Here is a 25,877-nt window from a genome sequence, read left to right as displayed (position 1 = left end):
TTTTAGAATGCACGAACGGCGATGGTTGGCATAGCCTTGTCGTTTATAAAATAATGCATAAATCGGCACAAAGAGAGGGAGACTGATTATGAAATTTGGACTGACACGGGTGGGGCGGCTATGACTCCACAACATCATTTACGCGGCGTGTTACTGGCGAGTGTGGCCTGCATCTTGTGGGGCATCTCAGGGGTTGCGGCAAGCACGCTGTTTACGATGAACCCCGAAGTGACGGCACTGTGGCTGACCCAGGTCCGCATGATCAGTGCCGGGATTATTCTACTGGTCTTTGGCCAAGTGATTGGCATCAAGCCGTTTGAAATTTGGCGCCAGCGGGGCACGGCTCTGCGTGTCGTCAGCTACGGCCTATTGGGATTGGTGCCAGTTCAGCTGTGCTATTTCGAGGCGGTTAAGGTCGGCAATGCGCCGGTCGCCACAATTATTCAGTTCCTCGGACCGTTCATCATTAGTATCTATTTCTTAGTATTCAAGCACGTGACGCCGACCCGACCCGAAGCCATGGGGATGGCGATTGCCTTCATCGGGACCCTGTTAATCGTGACGCACGGGCACCTCAACAGCCTGGCTATTTCACCGGTCGTCCTATTCTGGGGTGGACTGTCAGCCATCGGAGTTGCGACGAACACGCTGATTCCGCGGCCACTGTTGCCCAAGTTTGGCGCCGTTTCCGTAACCGGCTGGGGCCTGCTAGTGGCTGGTATCTGTTTAAATGTTTTCGGTCCCGTTTGGCAGGAACACGTGACGTTGTCCTGGGCCGGCTGGAGCATGATTGGCATCATTATTGTCTTCGGAACAGTTATTCCATTCCTGATGTTTGCCCACGCGCTGGGCTACATCTTGCCAACCACGGCCAGCTTGCTGGACGCCTTCGAACCCTTGTCCGCCACGGTATTTTCCGTGATGTTCCTCAATGTTCAATTGACCAAGTTCGACTTGATTGGCGGCGCGCTGGTGATCTTAGCGGTGATGGTGCTGTCGTTAAATGGGCGCCAGATGATTCGTCTAATCCGCCGCTTCCGCACCAATCCGGACTAAATCTGGGACAAACTCCCAGCTCATGTATTGAAAAGGACTGTTTCGAGAAATCATCGATTCCTCGGAACAGTCCTTTTTTGAATCTTATGTATACACAGAGATGGTAATCCCTGGTATTATTTAGGTGCTGAACCAGAAAGAAAAGAGATAACTAACTCTATGCAAATGAATTATACCAGTAATCAAACCACTTTAAAACTCAACTTAACTTGGAAACCACAGCTAAACAGCGTTGCTTGGGCGATTAACGCCATTGTCGATGATATTCCAACTAACGTTATTCAAGCCAGTTCGGCCCCGAATGGCCGTCCGTCATACCCGCCACAGTTACTCCTAAAGCTCTTGTCCTTCGGCTACTTGCGTCGAACCTTTTCGGGTCGAAAGCTTGCTCAAATGGCTAACGAAAACCTCGTCATGCGTTGGTTCATGGGTAATCACTTTGCTATTCCTAGTTATCGAACTTTCAATCGTTTTCGGAGTAATCCCAAAACTCATGGGCTAATCAACGGGCGCTTCCGAGCCTTCCGTGATTACCTAACGATGATCGGTATTTTCAATAGATCTGCCCTATTCATTGACGGTACGAAGATTTTGGCCGATGCCAATAAATACACGTTTGTTTGGCGTAAATCCCTTGAGAAGGCTGAGCCCAGGCTTGATGACAAGACGGCATTACTTTACCAAAACTTGGTTGAGTATCAGGTTTCCGTCCCACATCTTTCGCCACAAAAACAAGCATTAACTAGCTCCGAGCTTGTTGAACTAGGCACCTCGTTGACCCTTGCTATCACTGACTTAACTAGAAAAATCAAACTGGAAAAGCCACACCGTGGTGGATCAACGGCCAAACGTCGTCGGCGAAAGCTAAAACTAAAACACTTTCTCCATGTCTTAACGATTGACTATCTACCACGCAAACAAAAATATGAGTTTGCTGAGGCTACTTTTGGTCAGCGAAATAGCTTCTCAAAGACTGACGTAGATGCTACTTTTATGCGGATGAAAGAGGATCCCATGAAGAATGGCCAATTGAAGCCGGGCTATAACTTACAGGTCGCCAGTCAAAATCAGTTTGCGTTTTATTATCAACTCTTCCAGCGGCCAACCGATACTCGAACTTTGATTCCTTTCGTAACACATATCTTTAAACAAACACCACACGCAGTCCCTTGGTTGGTTGCTGACGCTGGCTACGGTAGTGAATCTAATTATCAAAAACTCACTGATGAATTTCAAGTTCACTACCTGATTCCTTATGGTATGTACGAAAAGGAACAGACCCGTGCCTATCACAAAGACCGCCGTAAGGTCGCTAACTGGCAGTATGATGAGCTAAATGATCAATACACTGATCCAGATGGAATCATCTTTGCTTTTCATAATTATAGTACCCGCCACGACCGGTATGGCTATGAAAAACAGTTTAAGGTTTATCGTACTGTTGAGTACTTTGAAGACCCCAAACGTGAAGCCTTAGCCACGACCCAAAAAGGCAATCGCCGACAGATCAGCCTTAACTACAATTGGCTATATTTCAAGGCTCAGGCCAAGAACCAATTGACTAGTAAAATTGGTCATGCGTTGTACGCCCATCGTAAAATTGAAATTGAACCCGTCTTCGCCGATTTAAAGACTTACCTGAAGTTCAAACGCTTTTCTGTCCGGGGACTGACCGCAACCACCAATGAGATTGGCATTGCTTTAATGGCTGAAAACCTATCAAAACTCTCTAAAACAGTTAAGCAAGAACATATCATGCCAAAGAAAAGTGGTGTTAATTGCCACGAACCGGCAATTAACACCACTTACTACTTCAGATTTTAGAGTTTTGTCCCAGACTCATCATATCGTGGATTCGCCGCCAAGCATAGACGGTCAGTTATTTGGTGCTTACAAATCAAAGGTCACACAAAATCCCTCATTCTAACCAGCAACTGGGCTTAGGATGAGGGATCTTTACAAATCTAAGGGGATTATCAATTATTATCGATGAAGTTTAGTGCGGTTTCCAGGTTCTTAGTGTTCTGCAAATTATTGAATGTGATTCTGCGCGCATCACTCTTGTTGTTGTAGTACTTAAAGAAAATGGCGCTGTTAGAAGTGATTTTGGCGTTTTTAATCACGACGTTGTACCTATTCTTACCTAGTTTTTTCTCTAAAGTTGCCATATCAATGCTTGCAAAGTCATATTCCTTTTTCAATGAGAACTGACGAATCAGATTGTGCACACTCTTATAGGAAGAGTCCGTCTTCCTATAAAAATAGATAGGGAAATCTTTATACGGATTGTAAGATTTAGAATTAACTTGCTTCTCTACGCTAGTAGCACTTACCGAGAAGGGCGTTTCATAATAGCTTTTATAGTTTGGTGTTTGTGTGAATTGAAAAACACACCCGCCTAGAATGACTAACAAAAAGCCAAAGTTAAGCCACGTTTTAACGTCTAAATCTTTAGAGCGAAGATAAAACCAGATCAAATCACTTAAAATCAGGGCACCTACTAAAATCCATAAGATCAAAATATAGTTTTTTAAGTAAGTGTCAGGATGATCCACCCATATGTTCGATAGTTGATAATAATCAGTTGTCTTGACATATAACAGCCCACCGGCAATGAGGCTCAGAATGATCGTCGCAATGTTCAGCTTTCGTTGAGTCCTCATACTAGCATCTCCCTAATATTTTAATAATAAGAAATCCAGAATTCTTCACGCTCAGGACTGGTAGTATTCTTCACACCTGAGAATTTGGTCTTTTTCCCTTTGAGGCTGATAGCCTTATTCTTTCCCTTTCCGTCAACGGTGGCTACTCCTGGTAGAGTGAAGGCCAGTGATCCTAGTGAGTTGTGCAGAGCGGTGTATACGCTATTTACTTTTTTAACTTTCTTCTTAAACTTAAAAGTTGCATGATACTTTACTTTTGAGCCATAAAATAGGTACATACTGTGCGAAAGCTTTTTGTAAGCTATCGGTTCACTCTTTCTAATGATTCCTAGTGGAGCGTAGTAAAGCGGCATCCCAGACTTATTAGTTGTAGAAACAACGACTTTTTTCACAGTAACGTTAGATTTTTTCGATTTTCTAGTAAAGTATGCAGTCATTCTTACGTGGGCGACTAGTCTTATCTTAATCTTCTTGTACTTATGTTTTGTATGTCTAACTTTTTGTTTAGTCACAGCCTTTACGACATAGGACGCTTTTAAAACTGCCTTACCGTGCTTAGCCTTTCTCTTTGTTTGTAAGAGAACGGTGTTGTAAGTTTTATTTTTATAATATTTATCCGCACTAGCAGTGTTGTTAATACCGAACGAAAAGACAAACGCCATTAAGGTAATTATGATCCATTTTTTCATTTTTTTCATGATCTTTTTCTCCATTTCTTAAATAGTCCAACGGTGCTAAGAAGCAGTAGTAGTACATACCCGTAAATAGAGAAGGTTGACTTAGCTTCGGATGTTTGGGGAAGAGTAGTGGTCTGCTCTTGCGTGTTACTTCCAGGATATGTTATTTTCGAACTCAGCAGGTTATTGGTTCCATTTTTTTCTTGAATTGAAGACTTAGTTTGATCGTTACCGCTAATGTATTTATCCCAAAATGATTTGAAAGGGGTACTCTGACTAATTCCTAATGTTTTAGCTACCGCATTTGAACTATAGCTTTTGGAGGAAAGATTGATAGTTTTTACAGTTAGACTTCCAGATTTATTGTCAATTTTCATGACTTTTACGTGGTTACTGTTATAGGCTTTTTCGAAGATATAACTGTATTCCTTGGTGTTGAAGTAGCCAAAGCGGTTTCCAAAATTAGCCATGCCTATGTTGGAAAGGTAGAGTACTTTATCTGCGAGTTTCGGTGATATTGACTGAACAGCGACGATTGATTGACCTTTAGAATTTTTGGTAAGGATTATATCAAAACCATTATCGAAAATTTCAGTGGATTTCACACTGCCATCAGCGTAAGTTACTGTGAATGCAGTTACACCCTTTGAAGTAGACGTATGGACACGGGGGACTTGATAAATGAAAGTGACAGTCTGATTAGCTGAAGTATATGTTCCGGTTATTTGGTCAGCCCCTTTAAGGATAAAGTCTTTAGCGTCACCATCGTCGAAGTCAAGAGCATCTACTGTGAATTTTTCTCCGACATTACCGGTGATGGTTTCTTTGTAGAGTACACCACCAGTGTCCGTCTTATAGTAAACAGTCACGGTTCCTTTTTGAACGGCGTAGTAAAAAATTGCGTCAGATTCGCCGTTATAGATTCCTGAAGTATTGATCTGAGAACTGAGAGTGTAGCCAGTGAATGATTTTGAGGGAGCTGTGTAGGTCTGTCCATCAGTGACCGTCATTACTTCATCGGGGGCCAACTGTTCCGTGGTGCCCTTCTTGTAGTAGTGCACGGTAATTTGATGCTGATTGTACAAGGTTGTCGTTACGTTACCAGAGTCCTTGGCATCCCCATCAATAGTTGTTGTTGAATGCACGGTGTATTGATCGAAAGCAACAGTATCTGCCGGTGCGGCAATCGTTGTGGTGATCGTGTAACGTTGGCCATAGAAGTCTGCGCTCTTTAATGCGTCGGCAGTGGCAGCTAAATCGAGGTCAGAGCCATTTGACTTATTCTCGAAGTAACTCGTCACATCATTACCGGCAGAGTCCTTAACCGTGTAGCTAAGCACGCTTCCAGGCAAACTAGCTGTAATATCAACGTTACCGTAATAGTACTGAGACCATTCGTCTGGGATCAGTTGAGTAATCTGGTACTGGTAGCTTGACTGACCAGCGCTCAAGGTGTTGGTCGTGGTGGCTGTGCCACTATTATCTATTACCTTCAGAACAGGGGCCACAGTTTCAGTTGCAAGCGGCTTTTGAGGAATGTAGTTAACGCTCCATAAAGTCATCTTGGTTGGCGTGGCGGCGTCCTTCCCGTTACTGTATCGGAAGCTTAACGAGCTTTGATTTGAGTATGTGAAGGTGAACATCGCATACTCATCATCATTCTCGCTGAGTTCGCTTGGGGATGAAATAGTTGTATAACCGTTCTCAGTGGTGTAGTGCAGCCAGTTATCAACGGCACCGGTTGTTGGATCTAAGCTAGTGGGGAGATAGAAAGCATCTAAATTTGCAAGCTGATCATCTGAAATTGAGACGGTTTGGCCACCATCAATATCAGTTAAAGTCATTAGACCTGAGACATTGGCTGCCTGTCCGTTATCATGACGGACAAATTGGTATGTGACATCAACCCATCCAGCCCCAGCGATATTGGTGTAAAGCATATTTGTATACGTTTCAAGATAGGCACTGTCCACATCTGATAGTCGGCCCCAATCCGTATAAATGATCTTCAGATCAATACTATTGCCGTCAGCATCATAACCAACGTTAGTATAGATGAATCCAACTTGTCCCTTGACCGCATTAGGCAAGTCAACCGCTACGGTATTGGCCTTGTTTTTGTCTACTACGGTTCCAATAGTTTGGACCTCAGTAGTACCAGATCCTTTAAATTTAGGAATGAAAACATATTTGGAATCTAGTTTGTCGCCAGTGCTAGGAGTAACAGTCTTAGGATTTTCTGATAAGCTAGTGCCGCTACTATAATCACTATCTGCAGTACCGGTAGTGTTATCTGCATTCGTTGCAGAAATATCAGATTTTACTGCATTCTTATCTTGTGCAGTGTCATCATTTGAATCCGTGTCAGTTGAAGAGGTATCAGACGTATTGGAAGAACTATTGCTTGTGTTGTCAGAATTAGCTGTCTCATTGGCTTCCATATCTGTCGATGCAGTGTTGTCAGCAGTTGGGTCCTCAGTTTCTGAAGGAGATGAAGTGTCTGTATTATACGTATCTTCAGTCACAGAACGAGTTGTATTTGAACCATTGTTTTGATTGTCCTGGCCAATCGATGAACTAGTTGATGGCCTGAGCGTTTGAGTGGATGATTCATTGGCTGAAGAGCCTGATGTAGTAGCTACATCAGTAGATGTTGTATCAGCTGACGCTTTTTTTGAGGGACCGTTAATCAATCCAATATTAAGGCTGGCTAAAACTAGTCCCGTATAGAGTAGATAATTACTTTTCTTGTGTAAGCGAGTATTTCTGGACCTATTTTTAGATTGGCTATGTATTTCTTTAGTCATAAAGCATCACTCCAAATTCAGGATATTGTTACATTGCCATTGCAGATATTATTCACATAAATATCACAATAAAACAATAAGTTTTTCTTAATTTCACATAATGGTTGTTTGACTATATACTGGATATTGACTATTGCAATCATAACTAAAATCGGTGTTGCTGTTATTAACTAAATGTATTATTTCAATTTTTGTTAATTATTTAATAATCCAATTGTAAGTATTAGTATGGTGTTTACCGTTTTAGTTATGCGCTTAATTTTTAAAAAGTAAATACACATTGTGATAAGATCATAATTATGATTTACGTAGGAAAAGTATACAAGTGCATATAGTTGGATTTGGCTTTTTTTAAATTTCACAAAGTTTTTTAAACTTTTTCAAGAGTTGTTACCGGCTCTTGTTACAAATATCGTAAAATTCTCGCTTCAAAATATGCTGAATCGACTCGATAATATCGTGGGTAGATTAATGCAAATAGGAGTAAATTCAATAAACAGTAGAGAAAATAGTGTACCTAGTATTTGGGAAAAGTATTGAATAGTATAATTATTTAGAATTAAACGCTTGGTGCTAGTTGATTAGATTTGTACAAAAATAGCCCAACAAGGCTATACTATAGTTACTCTACTAACTAAGAAGTGAATGCCATGTTGGACCAATTACAGTATAAGCAATCAGTCGTTAAAGTTTAATCACCGTTAGCTAAATGGATCAATCTGTTATCGCCGTTGTATCAACGTTTTGTTTCACTATCGATTCAGTTTAGAAAGAATTATCAACACGCGAAATTAGATGACATTACGCTGTTGGCTTTGCTTTGTTGGCAGGTAGAATTAGGTATGACCAACCAACGCCGCTTCTATCGGTTCCTGCTAAGTTTGGGATTCAAAGGTCTACCAGAACGTTCTCGATTCAACCGTGTTAGCGTTAACGCTTTGGAAACTCTTCAGTGGGTTCGTTTTGGTTTAGTTCACACGGTTATCCCCAATCCTAGGTATACCATTGTTGATAGTTTCCCAATGCCCTTGTGTCACCCAATCCGCAACCACCGTGCCAAACGATTACGTTCAATTGCGAATATTGGCTTTAATTCAACCAAAATACAGTGGTATTACGGGCTTAAAGGAAGTTTTGAGGTGACGAACCAAGGCATCGCGGTCGCTTATACGATTACAAGGGCCTCGATTCACGACGTAAATATGGTAGCCACGTTAGTAGACCAATATCCATGTCGTCAAATCCTGGCAGATGCTGGATATTTGAGCCGAAAACTAAAAGCGCAGTTAGCTAAAGAAGGCATTAACTTTTGGGCGCCTAAGCGACGTAATATGCATCGTACGGGGATTGATGACCATTTATTAAAGCGGGATTGGCGCCAGGTAGGGAGTATATTTTCGCGTTGGGTCAGTCTCTTTAATCCAGAAAAGAACCGTGCACACTCAGCAGAAGGATTTCAAACTAGACTAGAACAATGCTTATTGGTAGATACGATAAATCAAATCAACTAGCACCAAGCGTAGAATTAAATACTGATATAGAAACCAAAGAAAAAATTTTTTTGATATGGTAAATTGAACGTGATATGTAGGGAAAGTATCTGATCCTTAGAAGGAGGGATTGAAGTGGGGAAAAGAGTGCTGAAGTATTTGTTGTCCTTGCTCTATGGGGTTGTTTTAATGATGATTCTACTTACTTGGAATACTACAGGCAGTTGGAAGGTTCCTGTAACCCCATATACAACCTGGATATTTCTTAGTTGGTTATTATGTTATCCTTGGTTGAGGGATAAATTAGGATATTTGTTCATTAAGAGTAAAAATAGCAGATTGGCATCAAAAGGTATTATCTCGTATACATGGCAATATTCAATAGGGAGCACTCGAAGTGTTGGCGAAATTTTTAGTCTGATTTACGTGCTTTGTGAACATCTATTGATAAGTTTCTTACTAATACTGTTCGGCCCGCTTGTCACGTGCATACTGATTGTAATCACGTTGTTTCAAAAAAGAAGATCATGAGTATTCGATAGAAAACTATTACGATGCTATTACTACCTGAGCAGTAAGGGAATGGGTTCTTTACAAAAATAGCGTAAGACTTGTCGTGTTATTGACGGGTCTTACGCTATTTTGATTTGTGTGGTGAGATTAAAAGATTAATTAACGCCAACGTTAAAGGACAAACGGGCCCATGGGTTAACGCTGTGTGAGCCGTGAGGTTGGAAAAAATGGACTCAGCCGTGGAATTTACCTATTAGCGTGCAACGCTGGCAGGTAAATGGCGACTTTGAAACGCGTTCTTGGCGGTTCAAAGCGAGGCCGAAGACCGTTCTTTGGCTTCGGGAGTCCTGCCCACCGCGTTCCAGTCCGTTTTTTCCAACCGGTAAGGCGCGGTAAAACCAATCTATGCGGTTGGGACCGTTTTGATCTTTAACGTCATGGCGTTGATGGCGACGATGATGGTGCTCAATGACATCACTACTGCCCCCACCATTGGATTCAACATGAACCCGATTGGCGCCAACACGCCGGCGGCCAGTGGAATGGCAATCAGGTTGTAACCAGCGCCCCACCAGAGGTTTTCGGTCATCTTGCGGTGAGTGGCTCTTGCTAAATCAAGGAACTGGATGACGTCGCCGGGGTCACTCGAAACCAGAATGATGTCGGCGGATTCAATCGCCACATCGGTCCCGGACCCAATGGCCATCCCGATGTCCGCCCGAGCCAGGCTTGGCGCATCGTTCACGCCATCCCCAATGAAGAGGACCTTACCTTTTTGTTGGTATTCTTGGACCAAACGTTCCTTGTCTTCCGGCAAGAGGCGCGCCTGGACTTCGGTGATACCCACGCTGGCAGCGACCTTGTTGGCCGTTTCCTGGTTGTCACCGGTCAACATAACCGGCGTGATGCCTTGGCGTTTCAATGATGTGACCAGCGTCTTGGCAGCTGGCTTGATCTGGTCACCCTGTGCGACGAGGCCAAGGACTTGGTCGCCGGCAACCAGGTAGCTGATGGAGTTTCCTTCGGCAGCGAACTGTGTGAATTGGTCGTGGTCGTAGGTCAGGTGTTTCTGGTCCAAATAGTTGACGGAAACGACGCCATACGTGGTGCCATCGATGGTCCCGAATTGGCCGAGACCGGTTTCTTGATGGGTATCGCTAGCGGCGGTGACCGTCAGGCCGGTTGCCTTGGCGGCCGTTAAGATCCCGGTTGCCAGGGGATGGCTGGAGCCACTTTCGAGGTTGGCTAAGTGTTGTAAGACGGCTTGTTCATCTAAATCAGCGGTTAAACTGACCAGGTGGTTGACCTTGAATTCACCCATGGTTAACGTCCCGGTTTTGTCCATCAGGGCGAACTTTAATTGGTTAACCTGTTCCATAGCGTTCCGGTTACGAATCAATAAACCGTTCTGAGCGGCCAGTGCGGTACTCCGGGAAACAACCAGCGGAACGGCCAGGCCCAGTGCGTGGGGGCAGGCGATGACGAAGACGGCCACGGCCACGGGCAAAGCGACGGCTAAATTAGCCACGGTCAACCAAACGATGAAGGCCAGGATGCCGGCAAAGAGGGCGGCGTAGAACAGCCAGCCGGCGACTCGGTCGGCGAGGTTTTCTGACTTGGACTTGGCATTCTTGGCGTCACTGATCAATTTCATAACTTGGGCCAAGTAGCCGGAGTCCCCGGTTCCCGTGACGGTAGCGGTCAGGGTCCCAGTTCCGTTGACGGCTCCCCCAATCAGGGTGTCGTCCGTGGTCTTCTTAACGGCCTTGGATTCACCGGTAACTAAGGATTCGTTCACGTCGGAGGTCCCACTGAGAATCTTGGCGTCGGCGGGGATTTGTTCACCAGCTCGAATAACCACAGTTTCACCGATTTGTAGGTCACTTAACTTAACGTCGGTAATGTTACCCTGGGCGTCTTGCACGTGCGCTTCTTGCGGGAGTAATTTGCCCAGTGCTTCCACGGCAGACCCGGCGTTCATGACGGTGTTCATTTCAATCCAGTGACCCAGTAACATGATGACGATCAGGGTCGAGAGTTCCCAGAAAAAGTTGTTCACGGTCGGCGTGACGTGGAAGAGGTTGTTGGCAATAACGGCGTAGATGCTGTAAACGTAGGCCACGCCAATCCCCATGGCAATCAGGGTCATCATGGCGGGGCGCTTCATTTGTAGCTCGGCCTTGGCGCCACTGAAGAAGGCACCGCCGCCGTAGAAGAAGAGAATCGTGCCTAAGACGGCGACGACCCAGTCACTGCCGGGAAAAATCAGCTGGAAGGGTAGCGTCATGCCCATCATGGGCGACATCAGAATGACGGGAATCGTCAGGATGAGGGAGACCCAGAACTTGCGTTTCAGATTGCCCATGTGCATCATGTGACCATCGCCCATGTCCATATCCATGTGAGCCATGTCCATGTTGCTCATGTCCTGGTGTTCGCCTTCGTCGTGGCCATTGTCCATGTCCATGTGATCCATTTTCATATTTCCCATGTCATGGCCGTCCTTCATATCTTGTTGCATGTTCATGTGAGACATGCCTAAATCGCGTTCATTTTTCATTCTGCACAACTCCCTTCGCAGCCGTCGGGGAGGCAGTCACAGTGGACAGACTCGGGGGCGGTTGGTAATTTCTTAGCGAGCACGTCGATTAAATTTTGGACGTCGGCGCGGCTCATTTCGGTGTCTTCTAACACGTGAGCAATCGCGGTCCCACGGTGCATCGCACACATTTGACTGATCTCATTGGTCAGTGCGGTATCCATGGCGGCTTGTTCCGGAATCAGTGGGGTGTAAATGAACTGGCGGCCCTGCTTGGTCGTGGCCAGCGCGCCCTTCTTGACTAGCCGGCCAATCAAGGTTTTGATGGTGGCGGGCTTCCAATCGTGTTGTTGTTCGAGTAAATCAATGATGGTGCGGCTGTCGGTCTCTTTTAACGTCCAGACAATCCGCATGACGCGCCATTCTGCGTCGGAAATGGTGACGGCTAATTCTGCTGTGGCCATGGTGAACACTCCTTTTTTAGTGGAACGGTTATTGGTTAGGGAAAATGGTGCGGGTCAGCCGCATTGAAAGCTAGCGGCTGAGGGAGAATCAAGGTGGTGGTTTGAGCCAACCTAACCTTGATTGGTGACTTGAGTTTACAACTGTAAACGTAACCTGTCAAGGAGGAAGTCTCGGGCGGAAAATTGGGGCCGGTCGACACGAAGATGAGTGACGAGGGACCGGTAGTCTTTCTTAGGGTAGCACTTCTGGGTGGTGGTCGATAGGCAGTGAGACTTTTTCTGTTGGAGTGGGTGCGGGGACTTAACAATCAGCCAGTATAAGCTGAACTTATGCTAACTAAATAACTACTTGTTATAAAAATCACAAGAAACGTTTTACAATGAATCTATCAAGAAATAGGAGGAATCACTCATGACAAAACACTTAACAGATAAGGTTACGTTCCGTCACGGTGCCACGACGAATAATCGGTTGGTGCAATCCCCAATGTTAACCAATAGCGGTAAAGATGATGGTTATGTGACTCAGGACACAATTGATTACTACGCTGCCCGGTCACAATCGGCCGGGATGGTTATTGTGGAATACACGTATGTCAGTCATGCCGGTGGTCCCTCACGTTCTTGGGCCGATGACCGCCTTCAGTTGGGGTTATATAAAGATGATCAGAAACCAGGATTTACGAAGTTGGCCCAAGTCTTAAAGAAGGATGGCAACAAAGCAATTCTGCAGTTAGTCCATTCAGGTCGGGAGGCCAATTACCGGGCCAAGCAGGGTGAAAAAGTTTATGCCCCATCATCCTTTGACTTTGGCTTCTTAGACTACGACGTTGAAGCCTTGACGGATGAAGAAGTCCGTCAAGTGATTAAGGACTTTGGTGCCGCCACGAAACGTGCCATTGACTGTGGGTTTGACGGTGTTGAAATTCATGGCGCCAATCACTACCTGTTACAGCAATTCTTCTCTGCTTGGTCTAACCGCCGAACGGATGAATGGGGCGGTCAAACGCTGGACTCACGGATGCACTTTATTTTAGAAGTGACGCGAGAAGTCTTCCGGGTGGTTAAGGCCTATGCGCCGAAAGACTTTATTGTGGGATATCGCATTAGCCCAGAAGAAATTCACGGCGACAGCGTTGGGTATGATTACAAGGAATCTAACCAGTTGATTCAGAAGTTAACGGAGACGTTTGACTTTGATTATATCCATTTATCATTGCCACAATACAATGCCAAGCCAGCGGGTGTTGACCAGACCTACGCGCAATTAACCCAGCCTTGTTTGCCAGCCGAAACCAAGTTAATGATCGTCGGTAATGTGATGTCTGAGGCAGATGCTCAAGCTGCTATGGCCGATACGGACCTAGTCGCAGTTGGTCGGGCAACCTTAATCGATCCCCAATTTGGGTTGAAGATTTGCGAGGGTCGTGGAGATGAAATTATCCGTGAGATTTCGCCAGAACAGGTGAAGAAGTCTAAATTAACGCCTGGCCTCGTCAACTTGTTCTCTGACCCTAAGATGGAACCGCATCTGCCAGGACGGGAATCTATTTACCCCTTGCATGAGGATGGCTCATTGGATAAATCCGTTTTGAAGAACGGGACTAGTGCCGCTTACAATTTGGATGCCTTTAAAAAATAGCGAATGAATCGGGACCGGGAGTCGTCAATGACTGCCGGTCCTTTGCGGTATAATGAAGTGAAAATAGAAGGGCGGTAGGACTGATGAATCTCGAGCAAATGGCTTATTTAGTTGAACTCAAGCGCACACAAACGTTGTCACAGGCGGCCCGGAACTTAAATATTAGTCAGGCGGGACTCAGTCAGTCTTTAGATAGTTTGGAAGCCGAGTTGGGAGTCAAATTGTTTACACGAACACGTAATGGGACGCGACCAACGAAGGCGGGGGAGAAAATCATCGGCCACGCCCAGGAGATTGAAACGCAACTGCAGATGATGCATAAATTTGCCAATCAGCAAAAACAGGTGATTGAACCACCATTGCGGTTAGGGGTCATGAATGAGGTGCCTAGCTCCTTATTGAATTGGCTACTAACCTTTCAGGATGAGCAGCCCCAGTTTCGCGCCTATTTGAAGGAAGCCGACAGTGAACAGATTATCGCTGGTGTGAAGGCGGGGGCGTATGACGTTGGCGTTGTAGCCGTTAACGCCGCGCAGCTGGGTGCATTGAAAGGCATTGCCTTTACTGAAATTGGTCGGGGACAGTTCAAACTCTATATGACGGCTAACCATTACTTGGCTAATTATCCAGACCCGATTCCCTTGTCGCTATTGAAAGAACAAGAATTTGCCCTGTTCATCGACGATTACATTTCAGCATTTGTGGCTGACGTCTCGGCACAGGCCGGGCCGCTAAATGTTATTTTGCAATCGACCTCGTTTCGGGTGGTTCTGGAGACGATGAAAAAGTTTCAGGCCGTCTCCATCATTCGAAACACGCAGGTACAGAATCGTTTATATGATTTTGAACAGAACAGTTTAGTCGAACATGAATTGGGTGGCTTAGGGCGTAATCAGAATCCCGAGTTCAAATACGGCGTCATTCAATTGCCCAATCAGTCGCTGACGCCTGTGCAGCAGCAATTTATCAATGGTATTACGCATTTGTAGATTGCGGATGGACAGGTCGACACACCCCGAAAAATAACACTATGGTAATAATATGACAAATAGATTTGTAAGAAGTTAAAATTTTAGCAAGTTTGGATTTTAGCGCGCTATCGGCCCCTGGGTTTTGTATAATAGAACGTACGAAATTGAAAGGAGCGTTGACGCTCGTGGTTCTATTTAAACATTGGCTTCGGCGGGGTGTGATCCTGGGCCTCATCGCGGTCATTTTAGGTGGCGGGTCCACAACGACCGCGGCCGCTAAAACCGTCACGAAGGTTGCGGCGCGGTCCGCTTACGTGATGGATGCGCAGAGTGGGCAGGTGCTGTACCAGCAAAACGCAGACAAGCGCTACCCCATCGCATCATTATCAAAATTGTTGACCGTCTATTTAACGGTCAATGCCATCAATCAAGGTAAAATTAATTGGGATGATCAGGTACCCATGAGTCACGACCTGTTGAAACTCAGTCACAGCTACGCGTACTCCTCTCTCCGCATGAAAAAGGGCGAGACGTTCACGGTCCGGCAATTAGTGGCGGCGGCAATGATTGCTTCCTCCAATAGTGCAGCGACCGCATTGGGCGAGTACGTTGCCGGCAACAACGCTAAGTTTATTCAGCTCATGAATCAACAGAGCGCTGACTGGGGCATCGAGGCCCACTTTATCAGTTCATCCGGCCTCGACAACACCGACCTGAAGGACTACAACCTCGTCTTGCCAGGCACCGGGAAGAAGGAAGAAAACCTGGTTTCGGCTAAGGCCATTACGATTGTAGCCCAACATCTGATTCAGGCCGATCCCAGCATCGTCCAGGTTTCTGGAAAAAAGGAAGCCAGCGTCAACGGCACCAAAATTTATAATGAAAACTCCTGCTTGAAGGGCCAATCGCATTACGATAAGAACGCAAACATTGACGGGTTGAAGACCGGGTACACGGAAAACGCCAAGCTGTGTTTTACCGCGACTTATACGGTCAACGGCCAGCGGATGATTGCCACGATTTTGGGTGGGGATACCACGTTCACCGCAATGAATAAGCTCATTAAGCAATTGAAAAAACAGTACCAATTGGAAACGACCGCGTTGACGGATCGGCGCATCTCCCTGGCGACGGGGCTGGCCACGACCGTCACGGCGGCACCGACCAATAATCAAGCTGGCGTGTGGTACCAGGACAAGACGGCCGGGTTGACGACCACGGTCTCAACCAAGCTGACGCCCGCCCAGATGAGTTCCGGGACCGTCAATGCTGGCGAACCCGTTGCCCAAGCGACGGTGACGGATACGCAGACCGGCGCCAAGCAACAGGTCACGTACCATTCGCAACAATCGGCGACGCTCTTTGCGGAGCGGGTCGTATTCAAGACCCAGCCTCAGGTGGACCAGCTGTTGAAGACGTTGGTTAAGCCGATGGGCTCGGCGTTTGAAGGTTAAATTTCAAGCAGATTGATGTAAATAAAACAGGTTTTACCCGACTTTTTGGGTGAAACCTGTTTTTGTGTAACATTGATTGTCGGCTTAATGAGATTATTCATGGAAGCTTGAGAAAGCTAATGTCGTCTCAGTCCTGATCCCATTTCAAACAATTTTCTAATCCACCGAAGCCAACGCATCCAACATATTAATATGCTTCAACTTGCGGTGCATGATGGCCATGACCAGCAAACTGAACGCCAGCGTTAATAGGGCCGCGTAGACGTAGCTGATCCAGTGGATTCCCGGCGAGAACATGAGGCTGTCGGTCTCGGCGGTATTTAAAATGTAGCTGTGCAGCCAGTTTCCCAGGAAGCAGCCGAAGAAGATGCCTAGTCCGGTTAGAATTAGATTCTCGCGGAAGATGTACATCGTGACTTCGCCGTCGTAGAAGCCCAGCACCTTGATGGTCGACAGCTCACGAATCCGTTCGGAAACGTTGATGTTGGTCAGGTTGTAGAGCACGACCAGGGCCAGTGCGCCGGCCGCGACCACGAAGATGACGACGACCAGGTCCATGGTGTCGAGCATCTGGAAGTTGTTTTTCTTCTCGGTGCTCAGCAGGGTCACGTTCAGCATGCCCGGCGTCTTCAAGAGGTCATTGGCAAAGGCGTTCTGCCGTTTCTGACTGTGGTGCGTGAATTGAACCAGGTTGCCGTTATAAACGGGCGTTGCCGCAAATAGCTGGTGGTAATAGCTGGGTGAGACATAAATGAAGTGATTGACGTAGTTTTCCGCAATGGCGGCCACCCGCACCCGCTTCACTTGGCGGTTGCCGAGCTTCACGGGGAGGGTGTCACCGACCTGAACGTCATAAAGCTTGGCCAGTTTTTCATCGATGATGGCGCCGCGATTGTTCAGGTGGTAGGCCGCGTGAGTCTGCCGATTGCGCAGGACGACGAATTGCGTGAGGTTCTGGGGATGCTGCGGCACGCTCAATGTGGCCGTTTGGTTGGCGACGTCCGACCGTTCCACGGTAACCTGCGCCTGTTTCACAACCAGGTCCTTCTTCACTAGGGATTGGTTGTGAAGCGCTCGGCGTTGTTGTGCGGTCTGTGAGCCGTTTCGTACGACGATAGCGTCGTAGTGCCAGAGTTGGTCGAATTGTTTCACGCTGATATCGCCGATGGAATCCTTCAGGCCAAAGCCTGTGATCATCATGGCCATACAACCGGCGATACCCAGCACCGTCATAAGGAGGCGCTGCTTGTAGCGAAAGAGGTTACGCAACGTGACCTTGTGATTGAAATTCAGGCGGTTCCAGAGGCCGTGCCAGTGTTCCAGCCACAGCGTTTTCCCAGCCTTGGGCGCTTTCGGTTGCATTAACGTCGCCGGCAGACTGGTGAGGTCGACCCGCAAGACGAGCAGGGCACTGCCAATCGTGCAGGCCAACGCAATCACGAGCGCAATCAGAATGTCGGCCCAGATGACCTGTACGTTGATGGCCGGCAGATTGTACATGCTGCCGTACGCTTGGGCAATGAAGCGAGGGAAGAAGTTGACGCCAAAGCCCACGCCCAGCACCGTTCCCAGTAGGCTAGCAAGCCCACCGTACAGTAGAAATTCACTACCGATAGCGGCATTGCTATAGCCCAGGGCCTTGAGTGTGCCCATTTGGACCCGGAGCTCGGCCACCATCCGCGTCATGGTCGTCAGACAGATCAGCGCCGCAATCGCAATGAAAAATAGCGGAAAGACCGTCGACAAGGCGACGACCCGCTGCGTGTTCTCATGGTATTCGCTGTACCCGGGATTGGCGGCGCGACCAGTGACTAAGTAGGTTGGTCGACCAATCGCGGCGATTTTGGCCTGGGCCTGCTTAATCTGCGCTTGGGCCTTCGTCAAAATTGGCGAGTTGGCCGGTAGTTGTTGGGCCAACGCCTGGACCTTGGCGACCTGGGGCGCCAGTTGCGCGCGGGCCTGCCGCTGCAATTGGGCCTGGCGTTTAGCCGCCTGTGGTTTTAGCCAGTGCTTGAGTTTGGCTGTGTTGGCGCGATTCAACCGCTTATATTTGGCCGTGTAAGGCGTCACACCCCGCAGGTTTTTAAACCCCACGTCGATGCGGCTGGCGACGGTCTGCGTCAGCGTTTCCGGCTTGACCAGCGCAAAGTAATCTAGCGTGCCCTTGCCCACGGTTGTCACGCCGCGGGTGGTCTTCTCGATGTAGCGCGGTGAGTTGACAAAGCCCACGATTTTAAACGTTCGCCGGTTGAACTGCCGGTTCAGCGCACTGGTCGTGGCAATGCGGTAGGTCGACCCCAGCTTGAGCTTCGGCTGAAGCGTCCGTGCCTGCTGGTCCAAGACGATTTCATTGGTCTGACGCGGCAGATGGCCACTCACAACGGTCACCCGATTGAGGGACCCGCTGGGCATTTCCGCGACCCGCACAACCTGATTATTGTTTAGTTGATTGATATCTAAGTATTTTACGGCTTGATAGCTTAATTGATTTCGGTGTTGGTGCAAGACGGCCAAGTCCTTTTTCGTCAGACCCGCCGTGGACTGTACGCTGTTGGTTGCCAAATTCTGATTGGCATAGTAATCCGTTGCGGCCTGGAGCATGTCCGGACCGGTCGCCCGAATCCCAGTGTAGAAGGCCACGCCGAGAAAAATAATCAGCATGATCGAGATGAAACGGGCCTTTGAGTGACCAATTTCACGCCATAAAACGCGCCAATAACTCTTTGTCATGGTCTTTCACCTACCATTCAATGTCGGCAATCGGTGTCGGCTGGGGATTCTGCTGGATCGACTGGACCTGGGCGTCATTGATGTGGATGATCTGGTCGCCCATCTTAGCAATCGCCCCGTTGTGGGTCACGATGATGACGGTCATGTTGGTCTGACGGGCGCCATCTTGAATGACCTGCAGCACCTGTTTGCCCGTTTGGTAGTCTAGGGCGCCGGTGGGTTCGTCACACAGGAGGAGCTTGGGGTTCTTGGCGATGGCCCGGGCAATGGCGACCCGTTGCTGTTCACCGCCGGACAGTTGTGCCGGGAAGTTCTTGGCGCGGTCGGTCAGGCCGACCAGTCCCAGCGTCTCATCCACGTCGCGGGCATCGCTGGTAATCTGTGAAGCCAGCTCGACGTTTTCCTTGGCGGTCAGGTTGGGGACCAGGTTATAAAATTGAAAAACAAATCCCACGTCCTGGCGGCGGTAGGTGGTCAGCTGTTTGGCAGTAAATTGGGCGATGTCGGTGCCATCAATCAGGACTTGCCCGTCCGTGGGGCTATCCATGCCCCCGAGAATGTTGAGCAGGGTGGACTTGCCGGCGCCACTGGGGCCGAGAATCGTGACGACCTGACCACGCTCCACGCTAAAGGAGATGTCGTGGTTGGCGGTGGTGAGTTGGTCGCCTTGGGTGAATTGTCTGGTTTCGTGTTTAACTTCTATGTAGGCCATAATCAGGTCTCTCTTTCTAAATTGATTTTGGGATAAACTCGGTTGGTTGCAGTGCCTCCGGGTTGGTGAAAATGAGCCGTGATGCTGTGGCTTGTGGCATTCGTTCCCGACGGCGGATTCAAAGCGCCCTGCTGTGGGGTCGGTTCCAGCCTGAGAAACGGGCTTCCACCTCGACTTTGAGCCAAAGTGCGGTCTCAAAGGTCGTCCCATGGTCTAAGCTGAGTGAGAAACCTCAGCTAAGGCCATCGACACAGCTGGTCACTTTGATCCGCCTCTGGTCACTAACACTGATCGGGTTGGCTCGTTTTCACCAGCCCTGCGACGAACACTGGTTTAGCCCGAATTTGAATCGTTGATTGGCTGTGTTGGACTGGATTTATGGGTGTTAAATTAGACTTCGTAATAAGTTAATTGTAGGCTGAAAGCTGCTCTAACACAACGGGAACCGGTTACATAAATATGACAAAAACAAGCAATCCTCGTTTGTAAGGGATTGCTTGTTTTGCGTGAATCCATTTAGCGTGTCACACATATCAAAATTGATTACGCACCTCGTTGGGCTAAGTGGCCGTTAGCCGGAGGGCGGGTGAAAATGTGGCCAGCCGTGGGAATTGCCTTAGTGGCGGTCTTGGCCGCTTAGGCAATTGGTATCTTTGAGACACGACTCTCAGTGACTCAAAGTAAGTCCGAAGACCGCTCTTTGGCTTCGGGCGTCCGCCCACAGCGTTCCGCTCTCATTTTCACCCGCCCGGAGGCGCTGAACGTCACTTGTCCTAACGAGGAAGAACGTGGAGGGTGGCGTAGGTGGGGCCTGCCGAAATCATCTTAGGCAGCGAGTTCTGACCATCATACTTGGCCTTGTAGGCTGCGGTAATCTTAGCGTCCAGCTCAGCGGAGTGGTCAGCCATTTCAAATTGGGCCGCAAAGTCGTGGTCGCCGACACAGATTTCGCCTGCGTTTTGGGCAGTGGCGGCCATGAACCACTTGGTCTGGTCGCCGTTCCAGCCGCGGGAGTAGACGTTGCCATCAACAACGACTTCCCAGACGGGAGATTCTTCTTCGAAGGTGGCCATATCGGGGTTAAAAGGCTTCATGATTAATGTTTTGTTGTTTAAAAAGATATCTAATTGTTCAGTCGTCCATTGCGTAGTAGTTGTATCCATAATTAAATTCCTCCATTTAAAAACGAGTTCGAGTCAGCGGTTGATTATCCGCGTCTGCGAGAACACGGAGAACTTTTAACTTTTCACTTACAATTAGTGAGTATATGCCATTTAAATATAATTGCAAATATCCATAACGATTAAAATGACAAACACGAATGGAATATTGAGGGTGATTCAACGGTGAAGTGTGCGTAAGAATCCCGCTATTAAAGGTGTTTTAGCGATTTAGCATGTGATTAGTGAACAGATAGAAAAATTATTTAAATAAATTAACTGATTGCGTGATAAATCAAGAAAAAAAGTTGCCGATTTCTCTTGCCTTAGACCAACACGAAGGTACTATACTCAGAAATATAAGCGATAGGCTTGGTAACCAATTAAATTTAGATTGTAGCTGTTTGGCTAGTGAATAGTGTCAGTGATTCAAAAAATACGAGTTGCTGGACTGTCGAACGAATTAGCATGTTGCTACGGTTCGTGAAAATGATTGCTCAATGTGAGTGACCAGAGGCCGTCTTGAGCCCGCCGCCGGGAACGGCAATATACCGTCACTCATTTTCACAAAAACCAAGCCTATTAGCGTTGAAGGAGGAACTAAATATGCCAACAATTACAGATACGTTTGACTTAAACAATGGCTTAAAGATGCCTAAGGTTGGATTCGGGACCTGGCAAACCAAGCCTGGCAAGGAAACAGTCGATGCCGTCAGCAATGCGTTGCAGGCTGGCTACCGGTTTATTGATACCGCTAAGGCTTACCAAAATGAACAGAGTGTCGGCGAGGCCATTGCCGCTAGCGACGTGGCGCGTGAGGCTATTTTCGTTCAAACCAAGTTGCCCGCTGAATCCAAGACTTACGATGAAGCTATGGCCGATTTTGACAGTAGTTTGGCCGCACTGAACCTGGACTACGTGGATTCTTACATTATCCATGCGCCATGGCCATGGGCCCAAATGGGTTCCAACCATGATGCTGAGAACCGCGATGTTTGGCGGGCCATGCAAGACATTTACAACAGTGGCCGGGCCAAGTCGGTTGGGGTATCCAACTTTAATTCACATGACCTGGAAAACCTGTTGACTTGGGATGGTCTGACAGTCAAGCCAGCCGTTGATCAGATTCAATACTTCGTCGGCCACACGCAGGACAGTATCGTTAAGACCGCTGAAGCCAATAACATCGTGGTTCAAGCCTACTCACCATTGGCTACCGGTGGCTTGGTCGACAGCCCAGAACTGGAACGGGTCGCTGGTAACTACGGCGTCTCAATCCCACAACTGGCCTTACGTTTCGTTATCCAAAATGGTGTCGCACCCCTTCCAAAGGCCCGGGCAATGGCCCACGTCGAAGCCAACGCCCAACTCGACTTCGAAATCAACGACAAGGACATGGCATTCTTGAACCGCTTGACGGACGAGAACAGCTGGCATCCGGTTGGAGATTAGAGAAAAGAGTGCGGAGCGAGCCGCTTAGACTCTGAGCATTAACGTGGCTAAGGGAATATCCCCGAACTTGGGATATTTTCTTAGCCGGGTTAAGCGCAGGAGTCTGGCTCGCGGAGCACGTTTCGGAGGCTGCCAGGACAGGAATAGTTCCACGAAGAACTAGTAAAACGAACTAGGTAGAGCTAAATTGAACGAAAATCCCTGGCGTTAGTTGCTTAGCGTTGTTAAGCGAAAAAAGAGTTCAAATCACTTAACATTATTAAGTGAAACAATCTCCTAAACGCACAGCTAATCCCATCCCGCCAGCCCCCCCAAAAAAATCACCAAAGCCACAAACAAAAGGAAGCTATCAACATCATGCAATACACCAAACTAGGACACACGGGTCTGGACGTTTCCAGACTCTGTCTAGGCACTATGGGTTTCGGCAACGCGTCCACGGGGATGTTTCCCTGGGCCGTTGACGAAGACCAGAGTGAGGCGGTCATTCGCCAAGCCCTTGACCTAGGCATTAACTTTTTTGACACGGCCAATATCTATTCCCACGGGGATAGCGAACGGTTCGTGGGCCATGCCTTAAACAAGCTGGCCGACCGCGACAAAATCGTGTTGGCCACGAAGGTCTTTTTCACGCCCGAAGCCGGTCCAAACCTGGCTGGACTTTCCCGCAAGGCCATTCTGTCACAGATCGACCAGAGCCTCGAACGCCTGCAAACGGACTACGTGGACCTCTACATCATTCACCGGTGGGATTACAACACGCCCATCGAAGAGACGATGGAAGCCCTGAACGACGTGGTCAAATCCGGTAAGGCCCGCTACATTGGCGCCTCCGCGATGTTTGCTTGGCAGTTTGAAAAGGCCCAAGCCATTGCCGAAGCTCACGGCTGGACCAAGTTCGTGTCGATGCAGAACCATTTGAATTTGTTATACCGCGAAGAAGAACGGGAAATGCTGCCACTGTGTGCCGACCAAGGTATCGCGGTGACCCCTTACAGTCCATTGGCTTCCGGCCGGTTGACCCGTGACTGGGCCGGCGACTCCAAGCGCTACAAGACGGACAAGGTTGCCCGGTCGAAGTATGACGACAGCAAGCAATTAGATCTGCCAATCATCAAGCGCGTCGGTGAAATTGCCGACAAGTACGGTGTCGAACGGGTCCAGGTCGCTTTGGCCTGGCTGTTACAGAAGCCAACCGTCACGGCACCCATCATCGGGGCCACGAAGAGCAGCCATTTAACGGGCGCGGTCAAGGCACTGGACTTAACGCTCAGTCCCGAGGACGTCCAGTACCTGGAGGAACCCTATGTGCCCCACGAATTAGTCGGGCCCTTAGCTTCCGATGATATTAATTATCAACGTTAATTTTTTAAGAACGAACGCAACAGGTTTCCCATCAAGAAACCAGTAATAACGACTAACATAACAACCACAGCAGCCGTCCCGACACTCCCCCGTGTTGGAACGGTTTTTGTGTGAAATTAAAAAATCCCTCCTCTGGACAAAGCCAGGGAAGGGATTTTCGATTGCGACTATTGATACCAAACGACGTGATTTTTATTTAATCAATTCGGCGCGAATCCAGGTCCAGCCGCCCAGCGTCAACAGAATCAAATCGATGACGACGGAACCAATCGCTGCTGGAACCCACATCATAAGTAGGGTCCCGGCGATGCCCACACAGAGCCACGTGACCTGTCTAGGCGCGATGGGCGTGACGTTGTACAGCTTGGGTGCGGTCAGTGCCAACAACGCGCAGAGAATCAGAGCGGTCACGATGAGTAGTCCGCGGTAGTAAACTGGATCGTTGGACTCCACCGTTTGGGCAATGAAGAAGGACTGCAGCGTCAGGCAAGCAATCAGGAAGCGGTGCACGCCGCGGAACAGGGAAATCGGCCAGTAGCGGTGGGCGGTGATTTCCCGTTCGTCCATCAGCGTGTAGTAGAGCAGCCAGGTGCCGATGATACAGACCATGGCGATGACAAAATGGGTGTAGTCGGTCAGGTGGGTGTGCTCCTCGGACATGTGCTCGATGATGCCGGCAAGCGATTCGCCCAGCACAATCATGGTGAACAACCCGTAGCGTTCCAGCACGGCCGAGTTGAGTTCAAACGGAATGTCTCGCAGTTTAAATTCACGGTCAAAATTACCGCTCTCGGCCATGACCGTGCTGATGAAGATAAGCAGACTCAGGATGACCACTCCCTGTTGGACGGCCAGACTGGGTGCCCAGATACTACCGATGAATAGCGCTTCGCCGACCACGTAGGCAATCAGGAAGGGTCGCGTCGTCGTGGCGTGGAGCGGGTCGGCAATCATGGTTTTTAAGTACAGATACATATAGATGAGCTGGTTAAACGAGTACGCCAGGATAAACCCGGTGTAATGCCCCGCGAAGACGTCCGGCGTGAAGGTGGCGGTGACGGCCACGGCCACGATTTGCAGCAGGGCGAAGCAGACGTTTCGTAGGTTATTTTCCCCGTGTAGGTCGAAGTACAGCACCATGTTGGTCCAGGTGTTGAAGAAGAACAGGAACAGCACCCAGAACGTCACGAAGCCGTAGAGGTTGAAATGGGCGGAGAGGTTCTCCACGAAACTGTGAATGATGACGACGTAGACCAGGTCCGAAAAGAGTTCGAGCCAGGAGATTTTTCGATTTTCAATGGTATTGGTGATGGTCCGTGGTGCACCCCACCAGGATCGATGATTGGCTGTCAAATGAAGGCCCCCAAAAGTTTTTAGGATATACTAGATATTATACACGTTCCCGCCCGGGAGGCCATACGAGAAGATTGGCCAGGTTTAACCGTTCCCGGTGTAGTCGATAATCTATACAAATTAGGCATAGAAGAAGATTTAATTTAAGTATTGGATATAGCTGGTGTGGGCTTCTATACTGAGAGACAGTCAAAACAAATGGAGGAATCGTGACATGCCAGAACCCCAAATTTTTCAACAGGCGCTAGCCGGCGAGCCGTTAGACTTTAACGGTGAGGACTTTCAAAACATCAACCAGACTGTGCAGCGGACGCAGGAACTGTTAAAAAAGTTCAACCACATTGACCAAACGCCGGAACAACGCCGCGCAACGCTAAGTCAGGTCGTGGGCTACTCTGTGCCAGAATCAGCGGAAATCAACGCGCCAGTCCACAGTGACTTCGGTCCGCACATCTTCATTAAGGATAACGTTTATGTCAATCAGGGCGTGATGTTCGTGGACCTCGGCGGCATTTACCTGGATGAGGGTGCTCTGATAGGGCCCGGTGCCATGCTGATCACGGTCAACCACCTGGAGGACCCGGCGAAGCGCCGCAACGTCCAGGCCAAGGCTGTCCACATCAACCGCAACGCCTGGATTGGTGCGGGCGCCATGATTCTCCCGGGCGTCACGGTCGGCGAAAACGCCATCGTGGGCGCGGGGTCCGTCGTCACCAAGGATGTCCCAGCAAACATGGTGGTCGTCGGTTCCCCGGCCAGGGTATTGCGCCGGGTGAAGGGAGCAACACAGGAATAGGGCTGGAATTATCTTTGCCAGCAGAATAGAAGA

18 protein-coding genes are annotated in these 25,877 nt (G+C 48.3%); 9 read left to right on the top strand and 9 right to left on the bottom strand.

What is annotated here, in order from left to right:
• Positions 1 to 120: 120 nt before the first annotated feature.
• Positions 121 to 1,056 carry a DMT family transporter gene (locus ACEPST_RS04045; protein ID WP_204120389.1) on the top strand — a complete coding sequence of 312 codons (936 nt, stop codon included), beginning with the start codon at positions 121 to 123 and terminating at the stop codon, positions 1,054 to 1,056.
• 159 nt (positions 1,057 to 1,215) lie between these two features.
• On the top strand, positions 1,216 to 2,880 hold the full coding sequence (locus ACEPST_RS04040) for an IS1182 family transposase (RefSeq protein ID WP_204120388.1): 1,665 nt from the start codon (positions 1,216 to 1,218) through the stop codon (positions 2,878 to 2,880).
• Between the two features lie 152 nt (positions 2,881 to 3,032).
• Here the strand turns inward: ACEPST_RS04040 and ACEPST_RS04035 are convergent, their stop codons facing one another.
• From ACEPST_RS04035 to ACEPST_RS04025, 3 genes are read right to left on the bottom strand one after another with little or no spacing between them, the layout of a single operon-like run.
• The gene (locus ACEPST_RS04035; RefSeq protein ID WP_204120387.1) at positions 3,033 to 3,719 is read right to left on the bottom strand and encodes a hypothetical protein; all 687 of its coding nucleotides are present in this window, start codon (positions 3,717 to 3,719) and stop codon (positions 3,033 to 3,035) included.
• Between the two features lie 20 nt (positions 3,720 to 3,739).
• The gene (locus ACEPST_RS04030) at positions 3,740 to 4,417 is read right to left on the bottom strand and encodes a hypothetical protein (protein WP_395390521.1); all 678 of its coding nucleotides are present in this window, start codon (positions 4,415 to 4,417) and stop codon (positions 3,740 to 3,742) included.
• On the bottom strand, positions 4,414 to 7,203 hold the full coding sequence (locus ACEPST_RS04025) for a MucBP domain-containing protein (protein WP_395390520.1): 2,790 nt from the start codon (positions 7,201 to 7,203) through the stop codon (positions 4,414 to 4,416). The genes ACEPST_RS04030 and ACEPST_RS04025 overlap by 4 nt, the downstream gene beginning before the upstream one ends.
• 713 nt (positions 7,204 to 7,916) lie before the next feature.
• Here ACEPST_RS04025 and ACEPST_RS04020 point away from each other — a divergent pair.
• The gene (locus ACEPST_RS04020) at positions 7,917 to 8,714 is read left to right on the top strand and encodes an IS982 family transposase (protein ID WP_420492566.1); all 798 of its coding nucleotides are present in this window, start codon (positions 7,917 to 7,919) and stop codon (positions 8,712 to 8,714) included.
• A gap of 895 nt (positions 8,715 to 9,609) precedes the next feature.
• On the opposite strand, the gene ACEPST_RS04015 is transcribed toward ACEPST_RS04020, so the two are convergent.
• Positions 9,610 to 11,631 (bottom strand): heavy metal translocating P-type ATPase, encoded by a 2,022-nt coding sequence (locus ACEPST_RS04015; protein ID WP_239064478.1) that lies wholly within the window; start codon positions 11,629 to 11,631, stop codon positions 9,610 to 9,612.
• Between the two features lie 131 nt (positions 11,632 to 11,762).
• On the bottom strand, positions 11,763 to 12,209 hold the full coding sequence (locus ACEPST_RS04010) for a CopY/TcrY family copper transport repressor (RefSeq protein ID WP_125764310.1): 447 nt from the start codon (positions 12,207 to 12,209) through the stop codon (positions 11,763 to 11,765).
• A 412-nt stretch (positions 12,210 to 12,621) separates the two neighbouring features.
• On the opposite strand from ACEPST_RS04010, the gene ACEPST_RS04005 reads away from it, so the two are divergent.
• From ACEPST_RS04005 to ACEPST_RS03995, 3 genes are all read left to right on the top strand, one after another.
• On the top strand, positions 12,622 to 13,851 hold the full coding sequence (locus ACEPST_RS04005) for an NADH-dependent oxidoreductase (protein ID WP_395390519.1): 1,230 nt from the start codon (positions 12,622 to 12,624) through the stop codon (positions 13,849 to 13,851).
• 83 nt (positions 13,852 to 13,934) lie between these two features.
• A complete protein-coding gene (locus ACEPST_RS04000; RefSeq protein WP_204120382.1) occupies positions 13,935 to 14,840 on the top strand; it encodes a LysR family transcriptional regulator in 906 nt (301 codons plus the stop codon).
• 167 nt (positions 14,841 to 15,007) lie between these two features.
• Positions 15,008 to 16,276 carry a D-alanyl-D-alanine carboxypeptidase family protein gene (locus ACEPST_RS03995; protein ID WP_204120381.1) on the top strand — a complete coding sequence of 423 codons (1,269 nt, stop codon included), beginning with the start codon at positions 15,008 to 15,010 and terminating at the stop codon, positions 16,274 to 16,276.
• Positions 16,277 to 16,432: 156 nt separating this feature from the next.
• Here the strand turns inward: ACEPST_RS03995 and ACEPST_RS03990 are convergent, their stop codons facing one another.
• The 3 genes from ACEPST_RS03990 to ACEPST_RS03980 all read right to left on the bottom strand — a co-directional run bounded on the left by ACEPST_RS03990 (position 16,433) and on the right by ACEPST_RS03980 (position 20,881).
• The gene (locus ACEPST_RS03990) at positions 16,433 to 19,006 is read right to left on the bottom strand and encodes an ABC transporter permease (protein ID WP_204120380.1); all 2,574 of its coding nucleotides are present in this window, start codon (positions 19,004 to 19,006) and stop codon (positions 16,433 to 16,435) included.
• 10 nt (positions 19,007 to 19,016) lie between these two features.
• Positions 19,017 to 19,718 carry an ABC transporter ATP-binding protein gene (locus tag ACEPST_RS03985; RefSeq protein WP_203637644.1) on the bottom strand — a complete coding sequence of 234 codons (702 nt, stop codon included), beginning with the start codon at positions 19,716 to 19,718 and terminating at the stop codon, positions 19,017 to 19,019.
• Between the two features lie 773 nt (positions 19,719 to 20,491).
• The gene (locus ACEPST_RS03980; RefSeq protein WP_204120379.1) at positions 20,492 to 20,881 is read right to left on the bottom strand and encodes a DUF2255 family protein; all 390 of its coding nucleotides are present in this window, start codon (positions 20,879 to 20,881) and stop codon (positions 20,492 to 20,494) included.
• 603 nt (positions 20,882 to 21,484) lie between these two features.
• On the opposite strand from ACEPST_RS03980, the gene ACEPST_RS03975 reads away from it, so the two are divergent.
• Positions 21,485 to 22,330 (top strand): aldo/keto reductase, encoded by an 846-nt coding sequence (locus tag ACEPST_RS03975; protein WP_203642492.1) that lies wholly within the window; start codon positions 21,485 to 21,487, stop codon positions 22,328 to 22,330.
• A 357-nt stretch (positions 22,331 to 22,687) separates the two neighbouring features.
• Positions 22,688 to 23,695, top strand: a complete 1,008-nt coding sequence (locus tag ACEPST_RS03970) for an aldo/keto reductase (RefSeq protein WP_203642491.1) — start codon at positions 22,688 to 22,690, stop codon at positions 23,693 to 23,695.
• Between the two features lie 192 nt (positions 23,696 to 23,887).
• On the opposite strand, the gene ACEPST_RS03965 is transcribed toward ACEPST_RS03970, so the two are convergent.
• On the bottom strand, positions 23,888 to 25,048 hold the full coding sequence (locus ACEPST_RS03965) for a low temperature requirement protein A (RefSeq protein ID WP_204120378.1): 1,161 nt from the start codon (positions 25,046 to 25,048) through the stop codon (positions 23,888 to 23,890).
• 214 nt (positions 25,049 to 25,262) lie between these two features.
• Between ACEPST_RS03965 and ACEPST_RS03960 the strand changes: the two genes are divergently transcribed.
• On the top strand, positions 25,263 to 25,844 hold the full coding sequence (locus ACEPST_RS03960) for a sugar O-acetyltransferase (protein WP_204120377.1): 582 nt from the start codon (positions 25,263 to 25,265) through the stop codon (positions 25,842 to 25,844).
• The last annotated feature ends 33 nt before the right edge of the window (positions 25,845 to 25,877 follow it).

Source organism: Levilactobacillus sp. FUA 3915 (assembly GCF_044053135.1).
In the GTDB taxonomy this organism is placed as follows: Bacteria; Bacillota; Bacilli; order Lactobacillales; family Lactobacillaceae; genus Levilactobacillus; species Levilactobacillus lanxiensis.
Note: the sequence above shows the minus strand (reverse complement) of the source record. Positions and strands in the feature narration are given on the sequence as shown.